At 66.8% G+C, this 24637-nt stretch carries 22 protein-coding genes and 1 tRNA gene; 14 read left to right on the top strand and 9 right to left on the bottom strand.

Translation table 11 applies throughout. The features are described 5' to 3' along the window. Window positions 1-6: 6 nt before the first annotated feature. From IC40_RS0119505 to IC40_RS0119485, 5 genes are all read right to left on the bottom strand, one after another. The gene (locus IC40_RS0119505; protein WP_030136367.1) at window positions 7-1512 is read right to left on the bottom strand and encodes an ATP-binding cassette domain-containing protein; all 1506 of its coding nucleotides are present in this window, start codon (window positions 1510-1512) and stop codon (window positions 7-9) included. Next, window positions 1499-3103 carry a thiol reductant ABC exporter subunit CydD gene (gene cydD / locus IC40_RS0119500; RefSeq protein WP_030136366.1) on the bottom strand — a complete coding sequence of 535 codons (1605 nt, stop codon included), beginning with the start codon at window positions 3101-3103 and terminating at the stop codon, window positions 1499-1501. Before cydD ends, IC40_RS0119505 begins: the two co-directional genes overlap by 14 nt. Window positions 3104-3153: 50 nt before the next feature. After that, window positions 3154-4203 carry a cytochrome d ubiquinol oxidase subunit II gene (gene cydB / locus IC40_RS0119495; RefSeq protein ID WP_030136365.1) on the bottom strand — a complete coding sequence of 350 codons (1050 nt, stop codon included), beginning with the start codon at window positions 4201-4203 and terminating at the stop codon, window positions 3154-3156. Window positions 4204-4213: 10 nt separating this feature from the next. After that, window positions 4214-5662, bottom strand: coding sequence for a cytochrome ubiquinol oxidase subunit I (locus IC40_RS0119490; RefSeq protein WP_030136364.1), 1449 nt, complete (start codon window positions 5660-5662; stop codon window positions 4214-4216). 100 nt (window positions 5663-5762) lie between these two features. Next, on the bottom strand, window positions 5763-6416 hold the full coding sequence (locus tag IC40_RS0119485) for an HdeD family acid-resistance protein (RefSeq protein WP_191293607.1): 654 nt from the start codon (window positions 6414-6416) through the stop codon (window positions 5763-5765). Between the two features lie 247 nt (window positions 6417-6663). Here IC40_RS0119485 and IC40_RS0119480 point away from each other — a divergent pair, with 247 nt between their 5' ends. The 7 genes from IC40_RS0119480 to IC40_RS0119450 are packed head-to-tail and all read left to right on the top strand — an operon-like array spanning window position 6664 to window position 13545. Next, complete coding sequence (locus IC40_RS0119480; RefSeq protein ID WP_030136362.1) at window positions 6664-7581, top strand: ABC transporter substrate-binding protein; 918 nt, start codon at window positions 6664-6666, stop codon at window positions 7579-7581. Between the two features lie 30 nt (window positions 7582-7611). Further along, the gene (locus IC40_RS0119475) at window positions 7612-8538 is read left to right on the top strand and encodes an amino acid ABC transporter permease (protein ID WP_030136361.1); all 927 of its coding nucleotides are present in this window, start codon (window positions 7612-7614) and stop codon (window positions 8536-8538) included. 44 nt (window positions 8539-8582) lie between these two features. Further along, complete coding sequence (locus IC40_RS0119470; protein ID WP_030136360.1) at window positions 8583-9335, top strand: amino acid ABC transporter ATP-binding protein; 753 nt, start codon at window positions 8583-8585, stop codon at window positions 9333-9335. A 5-nt stretch (window positions 9336-9340) separates the two neighbouring features. Next, window positions 9341-10489: a MacS family sensor histidine kinase gene (gene macS, locus IC40_RS0119465; protein ID WP_030136359.1), complete on the top strand. Its 1149-nt coding sequence runs from the start codon at window positions 9341-9343 to the stop codon at window positions 10487-10489. Beyond that, a complete protein-coding gene (locus tag IC40_RS0119460; RefSeq protein ID WP_030136358.1) occupies window positions 10489-11139 on the top strand; it encodes a response regulator in 651 nt (216 codons plus the stop codon). The genes macS and IC40_RS0119460 overlap by 1 nt, the downstream gene beginning before the upstream one ends. Window positions 11140-11192: 53 nt before the next feature. After that, a complete protein-coding gene (locus tag IC40_RS0119455) occupies window positions 11193-13028 on the top strand; it encodes a DUF2339 domain-containing protein (protein WP_030136357.1) in 1836 nt (611 codons plus the stop codon). A gap of 28 nt (window positions 13029-13056) precedes the next feature. Continuing rightward, window positions 13057-13545 carry a Dps family protein gene (locus IC40_RS0119450; protein WP_030136356.1) on the top strand — a complete coding sequence of 163 codons (489 nt, stop codon included), beginning with the start codon at window positions 13057-13059 and terminating at the stop codon, window positions 13543-13545. Here IC40_RS0119450 and IC40_RS0119445 read toward each other — a convergent pair. Beyond that, window positions 13517-14818 carry an adenylate/guanylate cyclase domain-containing protein gene (locus IC40_RS0119445; RefSeq protein ID WP_234411613.1) on the bottom strand — a complete coding sequence of 434 codons (1302 nt, stop codon included), beginning with the start codon at window positions 14816-14818 and terminating at the stop codon, window positions 13517-13519. The genes IC40_RS0119450 and IC40_RS0119445 overlap by 29 nt on opposite strands. 615 nt (window positions 14819-15433) lie before the next feature. On the opposite strand from IC40_RS0119445, the gene IC40_RS26945 reads away from it, so the two are divergent. Beyond that, a complete protein-coding gene (locus tag IC40_RS26945; protein WP_051644391.1) occupies window positions 15434-17308 on the top strand; it encodes a cellulase family glycosylhydrolase in 1875 nt (624 codons plus the stop codon). 81 nt (window positions 17309-17389) lie between these two features. Here IC40_RS26945 and IC40_RS0119435 read toward each other — a convergent pair whose 3' ends face one another. Both IC40_RS0119435 and IC40_RS0119430 read right to left on the bottom strand, forming a co-directional pair. Continuing rightward, complete coding sequence (locus IC40_RS0119435) at window positions 17390-18055, bottom strand: trimeric intracellular cation channel family protein (protein ID WP_030136353.1); 666 nt, start codon at window positions 18053-18055, stop codon at window positions 17390-17392. A 51-nt stretch (window positions 18056-18106) separates the two neighbouring features. Next, window positions 18107-18183, bottom strand: a tRNA-Leu gene (locus IC40_RS0119430). A gap of 120 nt (window positions 18184-18303) precedes the next feature. Here IC40_RS0119430 and IC40_RS0119425 point away from each other — a divergent pair. The 6 genes from IC40_RS0119425 (at window position 18304) to IC40_RS0119400 (ending at window position 24193) form a co-directional block, all read left to right on the top strand. After that, window positions 18304-18933 carry a two-component system response regulator PdtaR gene (locus tag IC40_RS0119425; RefSeq protein WP_192817325.1) on the top strand — a complete coding sequence of 210 codons (630 nt, stop codon included), beginning with the start codon at window positions 18304-18306 and terminating at the stop codon, window positions 18931-18933. Window positions 18934-19138: 205 nt separating this feature from the next. After that, the gene (locus tag IC40_RS0119420; RefSeq protein ID WP_030136352.1) at window positions 19139-20350 is read left to right on the top strand and encodes a branched-chain amino acid ABC transporter substrate-binding protein; all 1212 of its coding nucleotides are present in this window, start codon (window positions 19139-19141) and stop codon (window positions 20348-20350) included. Window positions 20351-20450: 100 nt separating this feature from the next. Next, on the top strand, window positions 20451-21461 hold the full coding sequence (locus tag IC40_RS0119415; protein WP_030136351.1) for a branched-chain amino acid ABC transporter permease: 1011 nt from the start codon (window positions 20451-20453) through the stop codon (window positions 21459-21461). After that, the gene (locus IC40_RS0119410) at window positions 21458-22612 is read left to right on the top strand and encodes a branched-chain amino acid ABC transporter permease (protein WP_030136350.1); all 1155 of its coding nucleotides are present in this window, start codon (window positions 21458-21460) and stop codon (window positions 22610-22612) included. Before IC40_RS0119415 ends, IC40_RS0119410 begins: the two co-directional genes overlap by 4 nt. Continuing rightward, window positions 22609-23460, top strand: a complete 852-nt coding sequence (locus tag IC40_RS0119405) for an ABC transporter ATP-binding protein (protein ID WP_030136349.1) — start codon at window positions 22609-22611, stop codon at window positions 23458-23460. Before IC40_RS0119410 ends, IC40_RS0119405 begins: the two co-directional genes overlap by 4 nt. Then, window positions 23444-24193 (top strand): ABC transporter ATP-binding protein, encoded by a 750-nt coding sequence (locus IC40_RS0119400; protein ID WP_030136348.1) that lies wholly within the window; start codon window positions 23444-23446, stop codon window positions 24191-24193. The genes IC40_RS0119405 and IC40_RS0119400 overlap by 17 nt, the downstream gene beginning before the upstream one ends. Window positions 24194-24270: 77 nt before the next feature. Here IC40_RS0119400 and IC40_RS0119395 read toward each other — a convergent pair whose 3' ends face one another. After that, a complete protein-coding gene (locus tag IC40_RS0119395; protein WP_030136347.1) occupies window positions 24271-24498 on the bottom strand; it encodes a DUF167 domain-containing protein in 228 nt (75 codons plus the stop codon). Between the last annotated feature and the right edge of the window lie 139 nt (window positions 24499-24637).

Raw genomic sequence — 24637 nt, 5'->3', positions numbered from 1 at the left:
GCAACGTTACCCGGCAGGTTGCGGCATCCGGATCGTCGGGCAGTCGAGGTGTTCGGGTAGGTGATGGGTGGCCACCACGACGGCTCGATGGGCGGCGAACAGGCCGTCGGGGGTGAGGATCGCGGTGAGGAGGCGGTCACTGTCGGCGGCGTCGAGATGTTCGGTGGGCTCGTCGAGCAGCACGATCGGAAAATCGGTGATCACCGCCCGCGCCAGCAGCAGACGACGACGTTGGCCCGCCGATACCGCAGCCGCGCCTCCGGTCAGGACGGTGGCCAACCCGTTTGGCAGTCCGGCCAGCCACTCGCCGAGCCCGACCTCGCCGAGGGCGGCGGTCAGCTCGGCATCGGTGGCATCACCGCGACCGACCAGCAGATTGTCACGCACGGTGGTGTCGAACAGGTGCGCGTCCTCGGCGAAGAAGGCTGCGGTGAGCGGGTTTTCGGGGTAGTTCGCGGCAATCGCCATCAGCATGGTGGTCTTGCCGCTGCCACTGGCGCCCACGACGGCGATCCGCTCACCAGGGGCCGGCGCGATGGCCGGGACGGTCGGCCGGACCCGGCCGGCGGGATCGACAGCGGTCAGCTCGGCGAGTTGCCGCGCGGCCAGCGTCGAGCGCACCCATTGCGCGGCGGCAGCAGGCAGTGCGCTGGTGGCCTCGAATGCCGAGAGCGGCAGCAACATCAGGATTGCCAGTGCCGTCGGTGCGGTGTGGTCGGCGAGCAGGATGCCGATGGTCACCGACCCGAGTACCGACACACCGACCGCTGCGGTGGAGATCGCCGCCGCGGCGGCTGCCGGTCTGGCCGCCCGGTCGGTGGCGGCACCGAAGTCTCGATGCGCGCCTTCGGATTCGGCGATGACCCGGTCCAGGCGCCCTGCCACGCGGAGTTCGTCGGCATGCTCCAGGGCGATCAGGGTCGCGGTGTCACGCGCACCGTGATGCCGGGCGGCCAGCAGTTCGGTGGCCGCGGCCGCCCGCCCGGCCAGTGCGGGCGCCAGCACGCCGGCGACGAGCAGGCTGGCGGCCAGCACCAGGGCCGCTGCCGGGGAGATCACCGCGATGACGCCCACCGCCGCAACCGAGAGCACGGCGGCCACGCACGCCGGTAGTACCGACCGCACCAGCACATCGGCCAGTTCGTCCACCGAGTTGCCGACTCTGGCCACCAGCTCGCCGCCGGCCATCCGCAGGACCGACTCCGGCGGGGCGGCGACCAGGCGGCGGTACAGCCCGACCCGGGCATTGCCCGCGGCGCGCAGCGCGACGTCGTGGATGGCCAACCGCTCGCAGTAGCTGAAGATCCCGCGCGAGATCCCCAGCGCGCGGACGGCCACCACGGCCACGGTCAGATCCAGTACCGGCGGCATCTGCCAAGCCCTGGTGATCAACCAGGCGGCCACGGCGGCGAGGGCCAGTGCGCTGCCCAGTGCCAGCGTCCCGAACAGCACCGCCAACGCCAGCCGGGGCAGCCTGGGGCGCAGCAGCGCGATGACCTCACGGATGGACATCGACGGCACCTCCAAGCGGTACGACCCGGTCGGCGATCCTCAGCACCGCAGCGCGATGGCCCACCATCACAACGGTGCATCCGGCCCGCGCTCTGGCCCGAATAGATTCCAGGACAGAGGTTTCGGCTTCGGCATCGAGATGCGCGGTCGGCTCGTCGAGCAACAGCACCGGGGCCGAGGATCCCAGCGCGCGAGCCAGACCCAGTCGTTGTCGCTGCCCGAGCGACAACCCTTGGCCGTCCCGGCCGATCACGGTGTCCAGTCCGTCGGGAAGTGTCGCCAGTACCGAATCGAAATTCGATGCCCGGCATGCGGCGTCGATATCGACGAGCGGTCCGAACAGCTCCAGGTTGGCCCGGATGGTGCCGGGCAGCAGTGCAGGCCGTTGCGGTAGCCAGGCCACGCGGGTCCACCACTGTTGCCGATCGATCTCGGCCAGATCGGTGCCATCGATGAGAACCTGTCCGGCGTCGGGTTCCAGCAGACCCAGGATCGCCTGCAGGGTGGTGCTTTTGCCGGCCCCATTGGGTCCGGTGAGCGCGGTGACCGCACCGGGCCGGAACGATTCGGACAGGCCGTTCGGGGCGGCACCGTCGCGACCGCGCACCGTCAGGCCGCGGAGGTCGATCCCGATGTGCTCACCGGTGATGTGGTGCGTTCCATTCGGCCTGCTCGGATGCGTCTCGAGCAGGTGCAGCGCGGCATCGGCGGCGGTCTTGCCGTCCTGGGCGGCATGGAACTGCACTCCGACCCGGCGCAGCGGCCAGAAGACCTCTGGGGCCAGCAGCAGCGCGGTCAGCGCCGCCACCAGTGTCATATCGCCGAACACCAGGCGCAGCCCCACATTGACCGCCACCAGCGCCACCCCCAGGGTGGCGATGAGCTCCAGCACCACCGCCGACAGGAACGCGATGCGCAGCGTCTGCATCGCCGAGCGCCGGTGCGCGGCGGCCAGGGTGGCGATCCGGTCGGCTGGTCCGCCGGCGCGGCCGAGGGCACGCAGGGTGGGTATGCCGGCGACCAGATCCAGTAGCCGGGACTGCAATGTCGTCATCGCGGCGAGGGCGGCCGCCGAGCGGTCGGCGGTGAGCTTGCCGATGAGCACCATGAACAGCGGGATGAGCGGCAGCGCGATCGCCACCACCGCGGCGGCCTGCCAGTCCGCGACGGCGATGACGACAACCGTTGCCGGGGTGAGTATTCCGGCCAGTGCGACGGTGGGTAGATATCCGGTGAAGTACGGCCGCAGACCGTCGAGCCCGCGGGTCACCACGACGGTGGCCTCGTCGAGCACCTGCTGCCTGCGTTGCGGGTTCATCCCGGTCACCGTGTGCAGCACCCGCGCCGACAGGTCGCCGATCGCCGCCGTGGCGGCCCGCTGGCTCAGCCGCGCCTGCAGCCATTGAGCCACCACCCTGATCAACCAGATGGCCGCCAGCGCCACCAGGTGTAGTCGCCAGTGCGCCAGGGTGCGGGTGGCCGGTTCGGTGATGACACCGGCCACGATGTGGGCCAGGATCCAGGCGGCGGCGATGGTGGCCGCCGCGATCACCGTGCCGTAGGCCACCATCGCCGCGATGTAGCGGCGCATGCCCGCCTGGGTCGACCGCAGTGCCGCCGGCAGTCCCGGTGCGGACGAACTCACGGTATGCGCGGTGAGAGCCCGGCCGGGTCGGGGATGCGCTCAGCCGAGATACGTTGCCGGAAAACCCAATACGTCCAGCCCTGATAAACCAGCACGAGCGGGGTCACCAGCACCGCGGCCCAGGTCATGATGGTCAGGGTGTACGGCGAGGACGATGCGTTCTCGATGGTCAGACTCCACGCCGGATCCAGCGTCGACGGGATGAGGTTCGGGAACAGACTGCCGAAGATCAACACCACCACGGCCATCACCACGGCGGTGGTCAACGCGAACGACCAGCCGTCGCCGCCGTCGCTGAGTATCAGCATCACCACGCTGAGCTGACAGACCACCGCGGCGCCGAGCACCAACCAGGTCCAGTCGGTGCCGTAGGACAGCTGAGTCCACAATCCGAAGGTGGCCAGCACCACCGTGACCGGGACGGCCAGCCTGGCAGCGAATCGCCGTGCGTCCGCCCGCACCGCACCTTCGGTCTTCAGGGTGATGAACACTGCCCCGTGCAGCAGGAACAACCCGCAGGTCGACAACCCGCCGAGCAGCGTGTACGGGTTGAGGATATCGGCGAAGCCCAGATCGATCTGGTGGTCGGCGTCGACCGGCAGGCCGCGCACCAGCGCCGCGAAGGCGACACCCCACAGCACCGCGGGCACCCAGGAACCGACTGCGATCCCGATATCGGCCCAGCGTCGCCAGTGCGGATCGTCGACCTTGCCCCGCCACTCGATCGCGCAGATGCGCACGATCATCGAGAACAGGATGGCCAGCAGCGGTAGGTAGAGCCCGGAGAACATGGTCGCGTACATCCCGGGGAAGGCCGCGAACATCGCACCGCCCGCGGTGATCAGCCAGACCTCGTTACCGTCCCAGACCGGGCCGATGGTGTTCAGTACCGCGCGGCGATGTTTGTCGGGGTCGCCACCGACCCGCCGTGCACTACGTCCCAGCGGCGCCATCAGCATGCCGACGCCGAAGTCGAAGCCCTCAAGCACCAGGAAGCCCGTGAAAAGGACTGCCAGAGTGATGAACCAGAAGATCTGAAGATCCATGGCCCGCCTCCTAATACGCGAACGAGAGTGGCTTGACCTCGTCCTCACCGGGTGGTGTCGGCGGGATGGGTTCGGTGTCGTGCTCCAGCGGCCCCTCGACGACATAGCGGCGGATCAGCCAGAACCAGATGACCGCGAGCACCGCGTAGATCGCCGTGAAGACGATCAATGAGGTCAGCACGGTGGCCACCGAATGGTGGGAAACCCCTTGCGACACGGTCAGTCGCAATACCGGATCACCGGTCGGGTTGGGGGCGACCACCCAGGGCTGTCGACCCATCTCGGTGAAGATCCACCCGGCGCTGTTGGCCAGGAACGGGGTGGGCAGGGTGAGTAGCGCGAACGTGCCGAACCAACGTTGTCGGGGGACCCGGCCGCCGCGGGTGAGCCAGAGCGCGGTGAGCGCGAACAGCATCGGGACCGCGAGGAAGCCGATCATGGCACGGAAGGACCAGTAGGTGACGAACAGGTTGGGTCGGTAGTCACCGGGCCCGAACTTCTGCTCGTAGGAAGCCTGCAGATCCTGCACGCCCTGCAGCTCCACACCGCTGAACTTGCCTTCGGCGAGGAAGGGTAGGACGTAGGGCACCTCGATCAGGTGGACGACGCTGTCGCAGTTGTTGTGGGTCCCGACCGTGAGGACGGAGAAGTTCGGATCGGTTTCGGTGTGGCACAACGATTCGGCCGAGGCCATCTTCATGGGTTGCTGCTGGAACATCAGCTTGCCCTGCACATCACCGGTGTAGGTCAGCGCGGCCGCGGATGCGAACGCGATCAGGCAGCCCAGGATCGCGGCGGGGCGATGCATGGTGCGTGCGTCGGGGCCATCGGGATTGCGCACCATCCACCAGGCACACACGCCCGCGACGAAAGTGCCTGCGACCAGGAACGCGCCGGCGACGGCGTGCGGGAAAGCCGCGAGAGCGGTGTTGTTGGTGAACAGCTCGGTGATGCTGGTCAGTTCGGCGCGCCCGGTCTCGGGGTTGTAGCGCGCCCCGACCGGATGCTGCATGAACGAGTTCGCGGCGATGATGAAGTAGGCGGACGCGTTGACCGCGACGGCGACGATCCAGATGCAGGCCAGGTGGACGAGCTTGGGCAGCCGCGTCCAGCCGAATATCCACAGGCCGAGGAAGGTCGACTCGAAGAAGAAGGCGACCAGCCCCTCCATCGCCAGCGGGGCGCCGAAGACGTCACCTACGAATCGGGAGTACTCGCTCCAATTCATCCCGAACTGGAATTCCTGCACGATGCCGGTGGCCACGCCGAGGGCGAAGTTGATCAGGAAGAGCTTGCCGAAGAACCGGGTGAGTCGATACCACGCGGTGTTGTCGGTGACGACCCAGATGGTCTGGAACACCGCGATCAGCGGCGCAAGACCGATGGTGAGTGGCACGAAGATGAAGTGGTAGACGGTGGTGATCCCGAACTGCCACCGTGCGACGTCGAGCGCTTCCATGGGCACCAACTTCTCGGCTGTGGGTCGAGCTCCCTTGCTCGACTACGACAGAGTGTAGTAGGTCGGTGGTCCCGCCGCGCGGAATCGTGGTGCGGATTACTCAGCTGGTCGGTGGGTCCGTCGGTGCGGCCGGCGCTGCCGGTTCGGCGGCCACGGTCTCGGTGGCCGATGCCGGTGCGGCCGGTGCTCCGTGGACGGAGTCCCGCCTGTTCCATGCCGAACGGATCCCCAGCGCGGTCACCACCTCCATCACGCCGATGACGATGAGCCAGATGCCGGTGACCAGGGCCAGCGTGCCGATCGACTCGAACGGTGCGGCCAGCACCACGATGCCGGCGATCAGGCTGATCACGCCGAGGAAGATGTTCCAGCCACGTGCGGGCAGGGTGGGATCGCTGATCGCCGAGACCGCCGTCGCCACGCCACGGAAGATGAAACCGATCCCGATCCAGATGGCCAGCAGCAGCACCGCACTGCCCAACTGGCGGAACGCCAGCACCGCGAGCACCACCGAGGCCGCGCCACTGATGAACAGCAGCACCCGGCCACCGGCCGACACGTCGAGGCTGAAGGCGAACACGACCTGCGCGATACCGGTCACGAGCAGATATGCGCCGAAGAATATGGCCGCTACCAGGACCGAGATCCCTGGCCAGGCCACCACCGCGATACCGAGGCCGGCCGCCAACACACCCGAGATGAGCGTCGACTTCCACAGGTGCTGCAACAGGCTTGGGGGAGCAGGGGTTTGCATGCGGTGAGTGTCCCACACGGGACGACCGTGTCGCCCGGCATTCTTGCCAGGCAGTCGGGATTCTCGGGCAGTTCCACGCGGGCCGCCGGCGCGAGCCAGATCGGCGTTCGCCCGACTCTCACGTTACGGCTCCACTACTGTTCCGTTACCGGCGCTGCGCGCCGGATCATCGGTCGTTAACGTCTTCGGCTGGAGCTGTCGACGGACCAGACCGTGACGGCTCGGCAACAGAAAGTAGAGGCACACCGTGTTGGGTGGAATCCAAGACCGCCGGACCAGGCTCTGGCGCTACGCCGCCGTGTTCGCTGCGACCGGCGCCCTGGCGCTGTCGGGTTGTTCGAGCTCGGAACCGAGTGGCGGGCAAGAGTCCCCGACGGCGGCCGCTCCGGCCGAGAAGGTGGAGGCGATCGCCAACACCGTCCCCGAGGCCATCAAGGCCTCCGGAAAGCTGATCGTCGGCGTCAACATTCCCTACGCACCGAACGAGTTCAAGGACGAATCCGGCAAGATCGTCGGGTTCGACGTGGATCTGATGAACGCCATCGCCGGGACGCTCGGGCTGCAGCCTGAATACCGCGAGGCCGATTTCGCGAAGATCATCCCGTCGATCCAGGGCGGGACGTTCAACGTCGGTATGTCATCGTTCACCGACAGCAAGGAACGCGAGCAGCAGGTCGACTTCGTCACCTACTTCTCGGCGGGCACGCTGTGGGCCCAGCCGGCCGGCGGCTCGATCAACCCCGAGGATGCCTGCGGTAAGAAGGTGGCGGTCCAGGCGACCACCGTCCAGGAGACCGATGAGCTGCCCGCCCGCAGCAAGAAGTGCACCGACGAGGGCAAGCCCGCCATCGACATCATCCCGTTCGACAGCCAGGACGCCGCCACCAACGCGGTGGTTCTCGGCCAGGCCGACGCCATGTCGGCGGACTCGCCGGTGACGCTGTACGCGATCAAGCAGACCAACGGCAAGCTGGTGCAGGCCGGCGAGACCTTCGATTCGGCGCCCTACGGGTGGCCGGTGGAGAAGGGTTCGCCGCTGGCGCAGTCGCTGCTGCAGGCCCTCGAGCACCTCATCGAGAACGGCAAGTACAAGGAGATCGCCGCGAACTGGGGTCTCGAGGAGGGGATGATCGACAAGCCGGTCATCAACGGCGCGGTCTCCTAGCGATATCGACATACAGGGTTATCGACGCACATGAGTGATGCCGGCTCGTCGCCACCGTCCAGCTCGCCAGAAGCCATCGACGCCGTACCGCTGCGGCATCCGTGGCGGTGGGTGGCGGCGGCCGTCATCATCGTCGTGGTCGGCCTGTTCCTCTACGGCGCGGCCACCAACCCCGCCTACGGGTGGTCGACGTTCGCGAAGTACCTCTTCAACGAGCGGATCCTGCTGGGTGTCGTCAACACCCTGCAGCTGACCGTCTACTCGATGGTGATCGGCATCGTCCTCGGCGTGATCCTGACGATCATGCGGTTGTCCGACAACGCCGTGCTCAGTGCGGTCGCCTGGGTCTTCCTCTGGGTCTTCCGCGGCACCCCGGTCTACGTGCAGCTGGCGTTCTGGGGTCTGATGCCCACGATCTACCAGAAGATCCAGCTCGGGGTGCCGTTCGGCCCGACCTTCTTCCACATCGACCTGCAGAACCTGTCGTTCCCGTTCGCACTGGCCGTGATCGGCCTTGCCCTCAACGAGGCGGCCTATATGGCCGAGATCGTCCGCGCCGGCATCACCTCGGTACCCGAAGGGCAGTTGGAGGCGTCGACCGCACTGGGGATGTCGTGGGGTCTGGCGATGCGGCGCACCGTGTTGCCGCAGGCGATGCGGGTGATCATCCCGCCGACCGGTAACGAGGTCATCAGTCTGCTGAAGACGACCTCGCTGGTGACCGCCGTGCCATACGCCTTCGACCTGTACAGCATCGCGACCCGCGAAATCGCCGCCCGGATCTTCGAACCGGTGCCCCTGCTGCTGGTCGCCGCGACCTGGTATCTGATCATCACCAGCATCCTGATGGTCGGCCAGTTCTACCTGGAGCGCTATTTCTCCAGGGGCGCGTCGCGCAAGCTGAGTCCCAAACAACTCGAGGCGCTGGCCAAGGCGCAGATGGGTACGGGTGCCTGACGGTGTCTTCCTCGGAGTCGTCCGCGAACGAAACAGCACAGCCCATGGTCAAGGCCGAACTCGTCTGCAAGGACTTCGGCGCTCTCAAGGTGCTCAAGGGCATCACCCTGGAAGTGCAGAAGGGCCAGGTGCTGGTGCTCGTCGGGCCGTCGGGCTCCGGCAAGTCGACGTTTCTGCGCTGCATCAATCACTTGGAGACCGTCAGCGCCGGCCGGCTCTATGTCGACGGTGCCCTCGTCGGTTATCACGAGCGCGGGGGCAAGCTGCACGAGATGAAACCCCGCGAGGTGGCCCGCCAGCGGCGTGACGTCGGCATGGTGTTCCAGCACTTCAACCTGTTCCCGCACCGCACCGCGCTGGGCAATGTGGTCGAGGCACCCACCCAGGTCAAGGGGCAGAACAAGAAGCAGGCGACCGAGCGGGCGATGGATCTGCTCAACCAGGTCGGACTGGCCGACAAGGCCGGCGCCTATCCGGCGCAGCTCTCCGGTGGCCAGCAGCAGCGGGTCGCGATCGCCCGAGCGCTGGCCATGAGCCCCAAGTTGATGCTCTTCGACGAGCCCACCTCGGCGCTGGACCCCGAACTGGTCGGTGAGGTGCTCGCGGTGATGAAGAAGCTCGCCGCCGAGGGGATGACCATGCTGGTGGTGACCCATGAGATGGGCTTCGCCCGGGAGGTCGCCGACGAGCTGGTCTTCATGGACGGCGGTGTGGTGGTCGAGCGCGGCAAGCCGACCGAGGTGATGAGCAACCCGCAGCACGAGCGCACGAAGGCCTTCCTGTCCAAGGTGATGTAGCCCCGATGATCGCGGCGACGGCGGACCCGGTCGCCCCGCTGTGGCGGGCCGCGCAGGTGTTCCGGCTGCTCAGTTGGAGCTATGCGCTGTACTTCCAGGTATCCAAGTACCACGAACTGGACCGGCCGGGGTTGAGCTGGGTGCTGTTCGGCCTACTGACGGTGTGGACCATCGCGTGCGGTGCGGCCTATCTCGGCGGATTCGGCAGGCGCCGCGGCTGGGTCATCGCCGAGGCTGCGGTGGTGATCGCGTTCATGGGGTCCACCCTGATGGTCGCCTCCGGGCAGTGGGTGCTCGACAACCAGTCCTGGCCGACCACGCTGTGGGCGACCAACGCGGTGGTCTCGGCGGCGATCCTGGCCGGGCCCGCCGCGGGCATGGTGATGGGACTGGCGGTGATGGGCACCGCCGCGGCGCTCAAAGGGGCGATCGCGGTGGATCTGGTGCGCAGCCCGACCATCCTGATCGAGTTGGCGGTGGGGTTGGCCGTCGGGATGGCGGCGACCACCGCGCGCCGGGCACATGCGGAGTTGGAGCGGGCGACGCGGCTCAGTGCGGCGCTGGCCGAGCGGGAGCGACTGTCCAGGCAGGTGCATGACGGGGTGATGCAGGTGCTGGCCATGGTGGCCCGACGTGGTCGCGAAATCGGCGGTGAGACAGCCGAACTGGCGGAAGCCGCGGGGGAGCAGGAGCGCGCGCTGCGCCGGTTGCTCAGCACCGAGGACACCCTTGCCGTCCAGGCACCGGTTACGACGAGTGATCTCGGTGCGCTCTTGCGCAGGCACAGTGCCGACCGGGTGTCGGTGAGCGTGCCTGCCGAGGCGGTGTACCTGGACAGTGCGGTGGCCGCCGAGGTCGAGGCGGCGGTGGTCAACGCGCTGACCAATGTGGAACGGCACGCCGGACCGCAGGCGCGGGCCTTCGTGCTGCTGGAGGATCTCGGAGCCGAGGTGGTGGTCAGCATCCGCGATGACGGGCCCGGCATCCCGGAAGGACGGCTCGCGGTCGCCGTGGCGGAGGGGCGGGTCGGGGTGAGCAAGTCCATTCAGGGCAGGATGGCCGCACTCGGCGGCCGGGCGGATCTGACCACACCGCCGAGTGGCGGTACCGAGTGGGAACTGACGGTGCCCCGATCGGGCAAGGGAGGACACTGATGCCGACGGTGATGGTGGTCGACGATCACCCGATCTGGCGCGATGCGGTGGCACGCGATCTGGCCGATGACGGTTTCGAGGTGGTTGCGACCGCCGACGGGGTTGCCTCGGCGCGGCGCCGGGCCGAGGTGGTGCACCCCGAGGTGGTGGTGATGGACATGCGGTTGGCCGACGGGACCGGTGCCCAGGCCTGCGCGGAGGTGCTCGCGGTGTCGCCGGCCTCGCGGATCCTGGTGTTGTCGGCCTCCGACGAACGCGCCGACGTGCTGGAGGCGGTGAAGGCCGGGGCCACCGGGTATCTGGTCAAGAGCGCATCGAAAACCGAACTGGGCGAAGCGGTTCGGGCCACCGCCGCGGGTCGCGCGGTGTTCACTCCGGGGCTGGCCGGCCTGGTGCTCGGCGAGTACCGGCGCATCGCCGCCGAACCGGCCGGCGATACGGCCGGTCCCGCGGTGCCCAGCCTCACCGACCGCGAGACCGAGATCCTGCGTCATGTCGCGAAGGGGCTGACGGCCAAACAGATCGCCGAGCGACTGTCGCTGAGCCATCGGACCGTCGAGAACCACGTGCAGGCGACGTTCCGCAAGCTGCAGGTCGCCAACCGCGTCGAGCTGGCCCGCTACGCGATCGAGCACGGACTCGACGAGTGAACGAGTAGTCCTACTCATCTCAGCCGGGGAGTTCATGGGTGACGATGTCTGACATGACCGAACCGCAGCAGGTCCTCACCCGACTGTCCGCCGAGTTCGTGGCCATGTCACACCAGCTGGCCCGGGCGTCCGCCGAATTGACGCAATTGTCCGGCGCCCTCGGCCAGTCCGCACCCACCGCCCCACAGCAGGCCGGCTGGGGTTACCCGAACTATGCCCAGTATCCGCAGTACGCGCAGGCGGTCCCGCCGCACCCCGGCTATCCCGCGCCGAGCGCACCCGCGGTACCGGCGCCGGTCGCCCCCGTGCCCACCGTCGACGCACCGCCCGTGCGTCCGCATAACTGGATCGGGAAGGTGCTCGCGGCGGCTGGTGTGGCGGTGACGCTCATCGGTGTCGTGCTGCTGGTGGTGCTCGCCGCCCAGGCCGGTCTGCTGGCCCCGCCGGTGCGGGTTGCCGCCGGGGCCGTGCTGGCGGGCGGTCTGGTCGCCGGGGCATTCTGGCTCAACAGCCGATCGGGAGGCCGGGTCGGCGCCATCGCGTTGGCCGCCACGGGTATTGCGACCGCGTACATCGACGTGGTGGCAGTCACCACGATCTATGGGTGGGTGGCGCCGGTCATCGGACTGGTGCTGTCGGCCGTGATCGCAGGCGGCGGGCTCGTGCTGGCGCGGCGGTGGGACTCTGAGCAGCTCGCGCTGCTGGTGCTGGTCCCGCTGACCGTGCTGGCGCCGGTGGTGGTCGGCGATATCGATCTGCTGCTGATCGGATTCCTGCTGGCGCTGTCGGCGGCGACGCTGCCGGTGCAGCTCGGCCGCGACTGGACCTGGATGTATGTGGCCCGGACGGCGGCGGGCAGCGGGCCGGTGTTCCTGGCGTTGGTCGGTGCGGCGTTCGGCTCCGACGACCGTCCCTGGCTGGCAGGCGGGGCGGCGATCGCTGCGGTGTCGGCCATCGGATCGGCGCTGATCCTGTTGTCGCACAGCACCCATCGCACCTTGATGACGGTGGTGTCGACGATCGGCGCAGCACCGCTGCTGCTGGTGTCGGTGACGGTGGACGGTCGCATCGCAGCGTTGATGATCGCGGCGCTGTCGCTCTCCCTGTTGGCGGTCGTGCTGCTCGGTGATCGCATTCCCGGCATGGCCGGATCCGCCCGCCACGTGTGGTCGGCGCTGTCGGTGGTCGCCGCCCTGGTCGCCGTCGCGGTGGCTTTCGACGGCCGCGCCGCAGGACCGCTGCTGCTGGCGCTGGCGGTGGTGGTGGCCGTGGCCGGGCGGCACAACACCGGTGCGCAGATCGCCGCACTGGTCTTCGGCGCCGTCGGGGGCCTCTACTACCTCGACCTGGCGGGCCCGGACACGATCACGAGGGCGACCGAGCGGTCCGGCGCCGAGGCGGTGTCGGTGCTGATCTCCAGCCTGCTGGTGGTGCTCTACGGCGCGGCGCAGACGTGGTCTCTGACGCGACGCCACCGCGACGCCGACACCGGACGGCTGCTGTTGGCCGGGGCGGCCGTGCTCAGTGCCTACGCGGTGACCGTGTTCACCGTGACCGCCGGTGTGCTGCTCGGTGGAACGGATGGTGGATTTCTGGCCGGGCACATGGCGGCGACCATCTGCTGGATCGTGCTGGCAGCCGGTCTGCTCTGGTACGCCGTGCGCCTGGACCGGGCGGACCGTTCGGTGCCCCTCGGTGGCGGTATGGCGTTGGTGGCTGCGGCCATGGCCAAGCTGTTCCTGTTCGATCTGGGCACCCTCGACGGCATCTTCCGGGTCGCGGTGTTCATCGTCACCGGCCTGGTGCTGCTCGGTATGGGCGCGGGATATGCGCGACTGCTGTCCCAGCAGGATCAGCAGCGCGCCGATGGACCACAAATTCTGGAATGATTCCAGAAAACTCTGTGTTGGCTCTGATATGACGACAACACGGCGCACCGAAAGTGATATCCAGGGCTTCCAGGCCTCACCCGAACTGCAGGCCAGCCTGCAACAAGTTCTGGTCGACATGATCGAGCTGCATCTGCAGGGCAAGCAGGCGCACTGGAATGTGGTCGGTACCAACTTCCGGGATCTGCACCTACAGCTCGACGAGTTGGTCGATTTCGCCCGCGAGGGCAGCGACACCGTCGCCGAACGCATGCGGACGCTCTACGGGGTCGCCGACGGCCGCTCGGACACCGTGGCGGCCACCACCACGCTGCCCGCTTTTCCGCCCTATGAACGCAACACCACCGAGGTGGTCGACCTGATCGGCACGCGCATCTACGCGACCGTCGACACGATGCGTGGTGTACACGACGGTGTCGATGCCGAGGACCCGACCACCGCGGACATCCTGCATCAGCTGATCGACGGCTTGGAGAAACTGGCCTGGCTCATCCGATCGGAGAATCACAAGGTGTAGGGCCACCGGAGAGCGCGGCGGGGCCGGGCCCGGCGAGATGTTCCGCCGGTCGCCGGCCCACCAGGTACCAAGTGTGCATCCAGCCCTTGCCCTTCACGGCGACCTCGCCGCGCTCTTCGAACAGATATGAGCCGTTGATGCGCTCATAGACGTCCTGGGGCACCTGGATGCGGCCCTCCTCGTCGGTGCTCTCCATCCGGGAGGCCACGTTGACCGCATCGCCCCAGACGTCGTAGAAGAACTTGCGTGAGCCCACCACCCCGGCGACCACCGGGCCGGCGGCGATCCCGATGCGCAGCGGCACCTCGCGGCCCCGCGCGTCGCGCAGCCCGTCGACCGCATGGGCCATGTCCAGCGCCAGGCACGCCAGCGACTCCAGGTGATCCGTCCGGGGGGTCGGTACACCGGCGACGACCATGTACGAGTCACCGCTGGTCTTGATCTTCTCCAGACCGTGCCGGTCGACCAGAGCGTCGAAATCGGTGTACAGGCGGTTGAGGAACAACACCAGGTCGGCGGGGTCGGTGTCGCTGGCGCGCTGGGTGTATCCGGCGATGTCGGCGAACAGGATGGATGCGTCGGCGAACCCGTCGGCGATCATCGCGTCGCGCCGGTCCTTGAGGCGGTCGGCGATGGTGGCAGGGAGGATGTTGGCGAGCAGCGCCTCGGATTTGTCGAATTCGGCCTGCAGCGCACTTTCGGCACGGTCGATCCGACGCATCGCCGACGCCACGACGACGATCACCATCAGGCTTGCTGTGCACGCGGTGAGGACGAAGTTGGCACGCATCGCGCCCTCGGAGAAGACCCCGGTGTTACCCGGCACCAGCCACTCCAGTGCGATCGCAAGGATCGGCCCCGACGCGGCCAGTGCCGAGGCGATCACGAGGTGATCGGTGCCGATCATCAGGATGATCAGCGCTGCGCCGACGAAGAAATAGAACTGCAGACCGGTATCGGTGCCGAGTTGGCTGCACATATATGCGGTGCTGGCATAGGCGACGATGACGAAAGCCGCCAGCGCCGCCAGTGAGCCGCAGCGGTACAACAGCGGAATGGCCAGGAAAAGCGCAGCGCTCACCAGGTTGACCAGGCCGATATGCGGTACTTCGGGTACCAGGATCAACTCGGCAAAGCCGTAGATCCCGACGATCGCGGCCGCAATCCGCGTGCTGACCGTCAGGGTTGCCAGTCGCCGACTGGCCGCATCTTCGTAGTGCCGGCTTCCGTCCGGAAGGTCGGGGAGGCACCGGCCGGGCACCCTCGCTGCCACGTTCGGAGCGTACTCCCCGCGCACGGGCTCCGAGCCCCTGTTTCGACGGATCTGCGACCGCGCCTGGCAAACCTTGTCCAAATCTGTGGCTCGGGTGCATGTCCCCCAATCGGGGGACAGTGCGGCATATTAGCTGACATCGTCGTCAATATTCGCTGACACGCCGAGCGCATCAAGATCGAATCACTCCTGCGTCACGAAAAGCTAACGGACGTGGGCAAACTACTGTGACTCGGGTCACAGGTTGGTTGCAACTCGAATGCGATCTTGAAACGCGATTTCTTTGCCATCTTTTGCGCCGGAGAGGCGAATTGAAATTCTGCAGAAGCTGTCATAAGTTTGCTAGAAATGGCGAATTCGGATTAACAATCTGCACTTCAGAGCGACTTTTTTACTTATTTGGCAATTTGCTGTCGGGTGGGTTAATTTCTTGCTCAGTGCGTAGGCAACGCCGAACTACCAGGTCCGAGAACGGGAGTCGCCATGTGGGTCAAGATGCCCAGGGCTGTCCACAGAGTTGCCCTCAGAGGAGTTATCGCCCTGATAGCGGCGTCGCTATTCGCGGCAACGTCGAGCTACTTTGTCTTGCCAGCGAGCAAACACAAGTCGTATGACGTGGCGCCCGTGGCCGCCATCGAGGAGTCTCCTTCGACCATTGGCATCGCCGATTCCGAGATCTACATGTCGGCGAGCATCGAGGAGATCAACGAGCGCCTGGACATGATGCAGTCGCTCGGGGTGACCAACGTCCGGATCATGGTTCCGTGGGCCGGTGTGCAGCCCCTGCACCCCGACACCCCGTTCGGCCTCGGCGCCCCGCGCTGGGACCAGCTCGACAAGGTGGTCAACGCCGCCGCGGCCCGCGGCATGGGCATCCTGGGCGTGCTGAACTCGACCCCGATGTGGGCGTCGTCCACCACACCGCTCAACGGCGAGCCGGCCAACTTCGACCAGTTCGCCGCCTTCGCCAAGTCCGTCGCGCTGCGCTACGGCGACAAGATCTCGGCCTATGAGGTGTGGAACGAGCCCAACTCGATCCAGTTCTGGAACACCCTGGACCCCGCGGCCTACACCGCGATGCTGAAGAAGACCTACACCGCTCTCAAGGAGGCGGCCGCTCAGGTCGGCACCGACATCACGGTCATCGGCGGTGTCATCGGCGCAGGTAAGACCTGGCCCGGGCTGACGCTGAACCCGATCGACTTCGTCAAGGGCATGTACGACGCCGGCGCGCACGGTTTCTTCGATGCGCTGTCATTCCACCCGTACAACTTCGAATGGAAGTTCTCGGTCGGCGAGGACCTGGCGTGGAAAGAGGGCATGCCGCTCTACCAGCTCAACAAGATCCGCGAGCTGATGGATTCGCACCTGCAGGCGGGTGAGGAGCAGATCAAGATCTGGATCACCGAATACGGCATCCCCACCAACCGGGTCGACGAGGCCACCCAGGCCGCCTTCGTCCGCGACATCATCGAGTTCTGGCAGACCATGCAGGGCGCGGGTCCGATGTTCCTGTACACCATCAAGGACTGGCTGAACCCGCCGAGCGACAACGACGAGGCCAACCTGGGCATCTTCCGTCCGGACGGCACCATGAAGCCCGTCGGTCAGGTCATCAAGGAGCTCATCGAGTACCTGGGCAACCCGAACAACCCGGGACCGGGAACCAATCCGGGCCCCGGAGCAGGCGCTGAGCCGTTCAACCCGATCGCGGCGTTCCTGCAGGCCATCCAGCAGGCGTTCACCAGCTTCTTCAACTTCGGTGGACTGTTCAGCTCCATCGGCGCGATGGTGTCGAACTTCTTCAACAGCATCTTCGGCATCCGCCCCACCGCTGCCGCTGAGCCGGCATCGGCGATGCGGATGGCCGCGGTCGAGGAGTCCGACGCGCCGGCCGAAACCGACAAGGCCGGAACCGAAGCAGCGACGCCGGCCGTGTCCGAGCACGGTGTGCAGGCGGGTGCGGTGACCGAATCGACGCCGGCTTCCGAGCAGGTCGAGGCCCCGGTGGCCGAGGCCCCGGTCGAGGAGACTCCGGTCGCCGAGGCTCCGGTGGCGGAGACCCCCGTTGCCGAGGTGCCGGTGGAGGAGACCCCGGTCGTGGAGACCCCGGTCGTCGAGGTTCCGGTGAAGGAGGTTCCGGTCGACGAGGTCGTGGTCGACGAGACCGCCACCCCGAAGGCTGCCGAGGAGGACACCACGACGTCGGTGAAGGAATCCGAGAAGGAGACCAAGGGGCAGGAGAGCAATCTCAAGTCCGATCTCAAGGCCGATGACGAGTCCGACGGCAGCCGGGACGCCAAGTTCTCGGTGCGGCCCGACGACACCGATGCGGTCCGCCCGAACCTGAAGGCCCGCGACGAGATCAGCGTCCGGAGCCCGAAGGGGCCGCGTAGCGAGCCGGGTACCGAGGTGCGTACCAGCACCGAGGCGAGCGAGCGTCCGCGCGAGAGTGTCTCGGCCTCAACGTCTTCCGGGGACAGCGAGTAGCGACTCTCGATAGGCGAGGGGAATGCCGCTGCAGGGTTTGGTCGCCTGCAGCGGCATCTTCGCGTTCGGGGCCGGCCGGTATCAGCCGCGTTCGCGCCCACGCGCCTGCGGGGCCCGCCAACGGAAATGCAGAGCGAGCGCCCGGAACAGGAACACCGACGCCGCGACAGCGCCACCGGTGAGCGCATGGAAATACCCATACTCGATGAGCACGGCCGTGATGGCCGCGCCGAAAAGCGCTGGTATCGCGTAGATCTCCTGATCCGGGCGCAGGATGCTGGGGGTCCGACCGGCGAGCACATCGCGAATCACCCCACCGCCGACGGCCGTGACGACACCGAGCAGCGCCGAGGATGCCGGCCCGAGGCCGTGGTTGGCCGCGGTGACCGTACCGGTCACGCAGAACGCGCCGAGCCCCAGCGCGTCGGCAAGGTCGAGGGGGCGACCCAACAGCCGCGCCGGCGGCGACCACACGAAGACCACCAGCGCGCTCAGGACGGCGACAGCCAGATAGCGCAGATCCACGAACGCGGTGGGCGGCGTCTTGCCGATGATGAGATCGCGGATCACCCCGCCGCCGCAGGCCGTCATGGCGGCCAGGGTGAGCGCGCCGACGATATCGAAATCGCGGCGGATCGCGAGCAATGCTCCCGATATGGCGAACGCCGCGGTTCCGATCAGATCGCCTGCGTTGCGCGTCCACAGGGCGGCGGAGTCCCAGTCCGTCGCGTAGACCAGTGTGTTCATCGATCCGCCGGGGACGAGTGGGGGTTCATATGGTGGTCCTGACGGTGTTACTGGTGCCCTCGGTGAGATTCGAACTCACACTGCACGGGTTTTGAATCCGTTTCCTCTGCCAGTTGGGATACGAGGGCGAGCGTTCCTGCGGTCTTCCACCTTAAGGGATGCGTGCGGGTGCCTTGACCGCAGGGACCGGCTGGGCCTTGTTAACCCCGCGGTCGCCCGATGTCGGCAATCGCGACACAATGTCAGCCATGATGGCATCCATGACCGAAGCCTCCGCCGCGCGACGCGTGCTGATCGCCGAAGACGAAGCGTTGATCCGGATGGACCTCGCCGAGATGCTGCGTGACGAAGGGTATGAGGTGGTGGGCCAGGCCGGTGACGGTCAGGAGGCCGTCGACCTCGCCGAGAGCCTGACTCCGGATCTGGTGATCATGGATGTGAAGATGCCGCGCCGCGACGGTATCGACGCCGCCTCCGAGATCGCCGCCAAACGCATTGCCCCGATCGTCATCCTGACGGCCTTCTCCCAGCGCGAGCTCGTCGAACGAGCCCGGGACGCGGGGGCGATGGCCTATCTGGTCAAGCCCTTCTCCATCACCGACCTGATCCCGGCGATCGAACTGGCCGTCAGCCGGTTCAGCGAGATCTCGGCGCTGGAGAACGAGGTGGCGACCCTCTCGGAGCGGCTGGAGACACGCAAGCTCGTCGAACGAGCCAAAGGGCTGTTGCAGGCCAACCAGGGGATGACCGAGCCCGAGGCGTTCAAGTGGATCCAGCGGGCCGCCATGGATCGGCGCACCACGATGAAGCGGGTGGCCGAGGTGGTGCTGGAGACGCTGGACGCCCCCGGCGAGGATGCCGCCGAGCCGCAGAAGTGATGCCCCCGCGCGACACCATCGGTTAAGACTGCGTTTCCGAGCCCGCTCTTTGGGCTTCTCGCCGAGCCGATCCGCGCCACACGTCGCCGAACAGCACGCGATACGGCGTTGTAGTGGATAAGGTCGTCGGCGAAGCATCGCCAGATCCGGCCGTTCCGGCCGGTCCGAAGATGCCTGACGGAGAACAGGGAACCGGAGGTGAGACGTGCGCGGTCACGTGGCACGCAAGGCATTTGCGCTCGGCGGGGCGGGTCTGATGGCGCTGGCTATTGCCGGCTGCAGTCAGAGCACACCCGAAGAGGAGGCGGCTCAGACGAATCTGAAGATCGTCGAGAAAGTCCAGATCGACGAGAACGGCGGTGAAGTCGCGGCCGCAGCCGGGGCGACCCCTGCCGATCCCGCAGGAGATGGCAAGGCGACCTGCCCGCCGGTGTCGATCGCGATGGCCGGTGCGCTCAACGGTCCGGACGCCGCGCTGGGCATCAACATCCGCAACGGCGTCCAACTCGCCGTCGACAAGCACAACGCCGCCAACCCGGGTTGCCAGGTCCAGCTGAAGACCTTCGATACCGAGGGCGATCCGCAGAAGGCGTCCAACATCGCCCCTCGCATCATCGAGGACCAGTACACGATCGGTCTGATCGGCCCCGCCTTCTCCGGGGAGACCAAGGCCACCGGCGGCGTCTTCGACCAGGCCGGCCTGGCCGCGGTCACCGCATCGGCCACCAACGTCACGCTCTCGGAGAACGGCTGGAAGACCTTCTTCCGCGGCCTCGCCAACGACGGTGTGCAGGGCCCCTCGGTGGCCAACTACCTCAAGAACACGCTGGGCCACAAGAAGGTCTGCGTCGTCGACGACAGCACCGACTACGGTCTGGGCCTGGCCACCGCGGTGCGTGACACGCTCGGCCCGGTCGCCGATTCGGCCTGCAACATCTCGGTCAAGAAGGGCGATAAGGACTTCTCCGCCGCAGTGACCCAGATCAACGGTGCGGCACCGGATTCGGTGTTCTTCGGTGGGTACTACGCGGAGGCCGCGCCGCTGGTGCAGCAGCTGCGCGACAGCGGCTTCGGCGGCACCTTCGTCAGCGCCGACGGCAGCAAGGACAACGAATTCGTCAAGCAGGCAGGCGAGTCCTCCAAGGGCGCGCTGCTGGCCTGCCCGTGCGGTCCGGCCACCGGCAGCTTCGCCCAGGAGTACACCGACAAGTTCGGGCAGGAACCCGGTACGTACAGCACCGAGGGCTACGACCTGGGCACGATCATGCTCAAGGGCATCGACTCGGGTGCCATCACCCGGCCGGCCCTGCTGGATTACGTGCGCAACTACAAGGGTCAGGGTGTCGCCCGCGAGTACCAGTGGACGCCCGTGGGTGAGCTCACCACCACGCTGATCTGGGTGTACGACGTCCAGTAATCGTCGACACGAAGCGCGTCCGGGAGCGCCTGCCCTCGGACGCGCTTCGTTCGTCTCGGACCATCCCGAGCCCACGACACACTGAGGAGCCCAGTCCCGGATGAATCTGGCCGCCAACATCAATTTCAACGTCGGTGCGCTGGTCGACAGCTTCTGGCAGTTGACGATCGACGGCCTGTCGTGGGGCGCGATCTATGCGCTGGTGGCCGTCGGCTACACGCTCGTCTTCGGCGTACTGCGACTGATCAACTTCGCGCATTCCGAGATCTTCATGCTGGGGATGTTCGGGGCGTACTTCGCCCTGGACGTCATCCTGGGCTTCACCCCGAGCGGTAATGCCTACAACAAGGGCATTGCGCTGACCATCCTGTACCTGGCCGTGGCCATGCTGTTCGCCATGCTGGTGTCCGGTGGTGCGGCGGTGGGGTTGGAATTCATCGCCTACCGTCCGCTGCGCAAGCGCAACGCCCGTGCGCTGACCTTCCTCATCACCGCCATCGGCATGTCCTTCGTCCTGCAGCAATTCGTGTTGTTCATCCTGCCGACGTTGATCCCCGGCTATGGCGGACCCAACGCCCAGCAGCCGATCGTGTTGGTGCAGCCCAGAACCCAGTTCGAGATCTTCGGGGTGGCGATCTCCAACACCACCATCGTCATCATCGGCTCGGCGCTGGTGCTCGCGCTGCTCACCGATCTGGCGCTGAACCGCACCAAGCTGGGACGCGGGGTGCGCGCCGTCGCGCAGGACCCCAATACCGCCACCCTGATGGGGGTTTCACGGGAGCGGGTCATCATGACGACCTTCCTGATCGGCGGCCTGCTCGCCGGCGCCGCGGCCTTGTTGTACACGTTGAAGGTGCCCCAGGGCATCATCTACTCCGGCGGATTCCTGCTCGGGATCAAGGCCTTCTCGGCGGCGGTGCTCGGCGGTATCGGCAATCTGCGCGGCGCGTTGCTCGGCGGGTTGCTGCTCGGGGTGATGGAGAACTACGGGCAGGCCGTCTTCGGCACCCAGTGGCGCGACGTGGTGGCTTTCGTCCTGCTCGTGATGGTGTTGCTGGTCAGACCGACCGGCATCCTGGGTGAGAGCCTCGGAAAGGCACGCGTATGAGCGTATGGGCGAAGGTCATGGACTGGTGGGACGGTCTGAACCGCCCGCAGAAATGGGTGTTCGGCATCGTGCTGTTCACCGGATTGGCGCTCTCACCGCTTTTCACGCCGGGTTTCATCGACACACCCGGCATCAGCTTCGGCGGCACGATGGCGCAGTTCGCCATGATCGCCATCATCGCCATCGGGCTCAACGTGGTGGTCGGTCAGGCGGGACTGCTGGACCTGGGCTACGTCGGCTTCTACGCCGTGGGCGCCTACACGGTGGCGCTGCTGACCAGCCCGGAGAGCCCGTGGAACCAGATGAGCGCGTCGGGCTTCTTCAGCACGCCGTGGGCCTGGGTGTCCTGCCTGCCCATCGCCATGGCGATCACCGCGCTCAGTGGCCTGATCCTCGGTACCCCGACGCTGCGCCTGCGCGGCGACTACCTGGCCATCGTCACCCTCGGGTTCGGTGAGATCATCCGGCTGCTCGCCGACAACCTCGCCGACATCACCAACGGGCCGCGCGGGCTCAACGAGGTTGCCTTCCCACACTTCCTGGAAACCGAAGAGCACCCCGAGGGCGTGTTCTCGGTGTCCAACTCCGGCGGCGACACCAACTACGGAACCTGGTGGTTCTGGTTGGGCCTGGTGCTCGTCGTCATCATCTTGCTGCTCGTCGGGAACCTGGAGCGCAGCCGCGTCGGCCGCGCCTGGATCGCGGTCCGCGAAGACGAGGACGCCGCCGAGGTGATGGGCGTCAACGCGTTCAAGTTCAAGCTCTGGGCGTTCACCATCGGCGCGGCCATCGGAGGACTGTCCGGCGCGCTCTACGCGGGCCAGGTTCAATACGTCGCACCGCCCACCTTCAACATCATCAACTCGATGCTGTTCCTGTGCGCCGTCGTGCTCGGCGGGCAGGGCAACAAACTCGGTGTCATCCTCGGCGCGTTCATCATCGTCTACCTGCCGAACCGACTGCTCGGCGTGCACTTCCTCGGCATCGACATGGGCAACCTCAAGTACCTGTTCTTCGGGCTGGCGCTGGTGGTGCTGATGATCTTCCGCCCCCAGGGTCTGTTCCCGGCCCGCCAACACCTGCTGACGTATGGGAAGGCGGCACGAAAATTGTTACGGGCCAACCCGACCGACACGGAGCCGGCCAAATGAGCGGCCCGGAGAACTTCGAGGACAACGTCGCCGAGATCGCCGGTGTGCACCGGGAGATCCAGGCGGATCAGGGTGACATCCTGTTGCAGACCAATGACCTCACGGTCAAGTTCGGTGGCCTGACCGCCCTGGACGCCGTGACGTTCAACATCAGGCGCGGTGAGATCCTGGGCCTCATCGGGCCCAACGGTGCGGGAAAGACCACCTGCTTCAACGCCATCACGGGGGTATACCGGCCCAGTTCGGGATCGGTGACCTTCGACGGCTCACCGATCGGGCGGATCAAACGCCACCAGATCACCCGCCTCGGCATCGCCCGCACGTTCCAGAACATCCGGCTTTTCGGTGAGATGACGGCGCTGGAGAATGTCATGGTGGGCACCGATGCGCGGCACCACACCTCGGTCCCCGGTGCCCTGTTCCGGTCGAATCGGCATCGCCGGGAAGAGAAGTCGGCCATCGAACGGTCGGCGGCGCTGCTGCATTTCGTCGGTATCGCCCATCGGGGTGAGGAGAAGGCGAAGAACCTGCCCTATGGTGATCAGCGTCGCCTCGAGATCGCCAGGGCACTGGCCACCGAACCGAAGCTGTTGTGCCTCGACGAGCCCGCGGCCGGCTTCAACCCGAGCGAGAAGTCGGCTCTGATCGACCTGATCCGCAAGATCCGCGACGACGGGTACACCGTGTTGTTGATCGAACACGATATGCGGCTGGTGATGGGGGTGACCGACCGCATCGTGGTGCTGGAGTTCGGCCGCAAGATCGCCGACGGCCTGCCCGCCGAGATCCGCGAGGATCCGGCGGTCATCGCCGCTTACCTGGGAGTGCCCGATGACGAACTCGCATGAGATCGATACCCGCAAGGTCCTGCTCGAGGTGCGCGATATCGTCGTGCACTACGGCCGGATCCGAGCGCTGAACGGTGTCTCGCTGACCGTGCACGAAGGCGAGTTGGTGACCCTGCTGGGGTCCAACGGCGCGGGCAAGACCACCATGATGCGGGCCATCTCGGGTCTGCTGTCGTTGACCTCGGGATCGGTCTGGTTCGACGGTGTGGACGTCAGCAAGGTCAAGGCGCACAAGCGGGTTGCCGACGGACTCATCCAGGCCCCCGAAGGGCGCGGGGTGTTCCCGGGCATGACCATCATCGAGAATCTCGAGATGGGTTGCTACGGGCGCAAATTCCAGTCCAAGGCCGAACACGACGAGAAGCTCGACTGGGTGCTGACGACGTTCCCGCGGTTGGCCGAACGACGCAGCCAGGTCGGTGGCACGCTCTCCGGTGGGGAACAGCAGATGCTGGCCATCGGCCGGGCGCTGATGGCGCGGCCCAAGGTGCTGTTGCTCGACGAGCCGTCGATGGGGTTGGCGCCCATGGTGATATCTCAGATCTTCAAGATCATCTCCGAGATCAACAGTCAGGGTACGACGGTGCTGCTGGTCGAGCAGAACGCGCAGCAGGCACTCAGCCGATCGGACCGCGCGTACATCCTGGAGACCGGCGAGGTGACCCGCACGGGCATCGCCCGCGACCTACTACACGACGACAGCATCCGCGCCGCCTACCTCGGCGTGGCCTAGCTGCCCCACTTCCCGGCGAGCGTGCGTGTCTGCAGCCCGGCTCGCCGGGTTCGCGGCGGAGTTGACGCACGCTTGCCTCAGGAGAGGCGGTATCGCTTGACCCGCGCGGTTGCCCCGGACACCAGCTCGAGCCGGCTGCGCGGCACCCCCAGATGGGCGGCGAGCAGTTTGATGACGGCCTCGTTGGCTTTTCCGTCCACCGCGCGTTCGGGCACGTAGACGGTCAGCTCGCCGTCGTCGCCGGTCTCGATGAGCGGGCCTTTGCGGCTGCCGGGTTTGACCCGTACGACGACGCTCTCGCTCACGACACCATCTTCGCGCGAATGTGCGTGCAGCGGTGTCGCGGCCCGGTGCGGTGGTGGATCGGCGTTAGGTGGCGATGATGACCGAGGAGCCGTGGCCGAAGAGGCCTTGGTTGGCGGTGATGCCGACGGTGGCGCCCTC

Origin of the sequence: Mycolicibacterium neoaurum ATCC 25795, assembly GCF_000691525.1 — a bacterium.
Taxonomy (GTDB): Bacteria; Actinomycetota; Actinomycetes; order Mycobacteriales; family Mycobacteriaceae; genus Mycobacterium; species Mycobacterium neoaurum.
The sequence above is the reverse complement of the archived record's forward strand: the minus strand, read 5'-3'. Positions and strand labels throughout refer to the sequence as shown.

Coding starts and splice junctions, on each gene's coding strand:
- IC40_RS0119505 (WP_030136367.1), bottom strand. CDS start 1,512: ATGTCCATCCGTGAGGTCATCGCGCTGCTGCGCCCCAGGCTGCCCCGG.
- cydD (WP_030136366.1), bottom strand. CDS start 3,103: ATGCGCCGCTACATCGCGGCGATGGTGGCCTACGGCACGGTGATCGCG.
- cydB (WP_030136365.1), bottom strand. CDS start 4,203: ATGGATCTTCAGATCTTCTGGTTCATCACTCTGGCAGTCCTTTTCACG.
- IC40_RS0119490 (WP_030136364.1), bottom strand. CDS start 5,662: ATGGAAGCGCTCGACGTCGCACGGTGGCAGTTCGGGATCACCACCGTC.
- IC40_RS0119485 (WP_191293607.1), bottom strand. CDS start 6,416: ATGCAAACCCCTGCTCCCCCAAGCCTGTTGCAGCACCTGTGGAAGTCG.
- IC40_RS0119475 (WP_030136361.1), top strand. CDS start 7,612: ATGAGTGATGCCGGCTCGTCGCCACCGTCCAGCTCGCCAGAAGCCATC.
- IC40_RS0119470 (WP_030136360.1), top strand. CDS start 8,583: ATGGTCAAGGCCGAACTCGTCTGCAAGGACTTCGGCGCTCTCAAGGTG.
- macS (WP_030136359.1), top strand. CDS start 9,341: ATGATCGCGGCGACGGCGGACCCGGTCGCCCCGCTGTGGCGGGCCGCG.
- IC40_RS0119460 (WP_030136358.1), top strand. CDS start 10,489: ATGCCGACGGTGATGGTGGTCGACGATCACCCGATCTGGCGCGATGCG.
- IC40_RS0119455 (WP_030136357.1), top strand. CDS start 11,193: ATGACCGAACCGCAGCAGGTCCTCACCCGACTGTCCGCCGAGTTCGTG.
- IC40_RS0119450 (WP_030136356.1), top strand. CDS start 13,057: ATGACGACAACACGGCGCACCGAAAGTGATATCCAGGGCTTCCAGGCC.
- IC40_RS0119435 (WP_030136353.1), bottom strand. CDS start 18,055: ATGAACACACTGGTCTACGCGACGGACTGGGACTCCGCCGCCCTGTGG.
- IC40_RS0119425 (WP_192817325.1), top strand. CDS start 18,304: ATGATGGCATCCATGACCGAAGCCTCCGCCGCGCGACGCGTGCTGATC.
- IC40_RS0119415 (WP_030136351.1), top strand. CDS start 20,451: ATGAATCTGGCCGCCAACATCAATTTCAACGTCGGTGCGCTGGTCGAC.
- IC40_RS0119410 (WP_030136350.1), top strand. CDS start 21,458: ATGAGCGTATGGGCGAAGGTCATGGACTGGTGGGACGGTCTGAACCGC.
- IC40_RS0119405 (WP_030136349.1), top strand. CDS start 22,609: ATGAGCGGCCCGGAGAACTTCGAGGACAACGTCGCCGAGATCGCCGGT.
- IC40_RS0119400 (WP_030136348.1), top strand. CDS start 23,444: ATGACGAACTCGCATGAGATCGATACCCGCAAGGTCCTGCTCGAGGTG.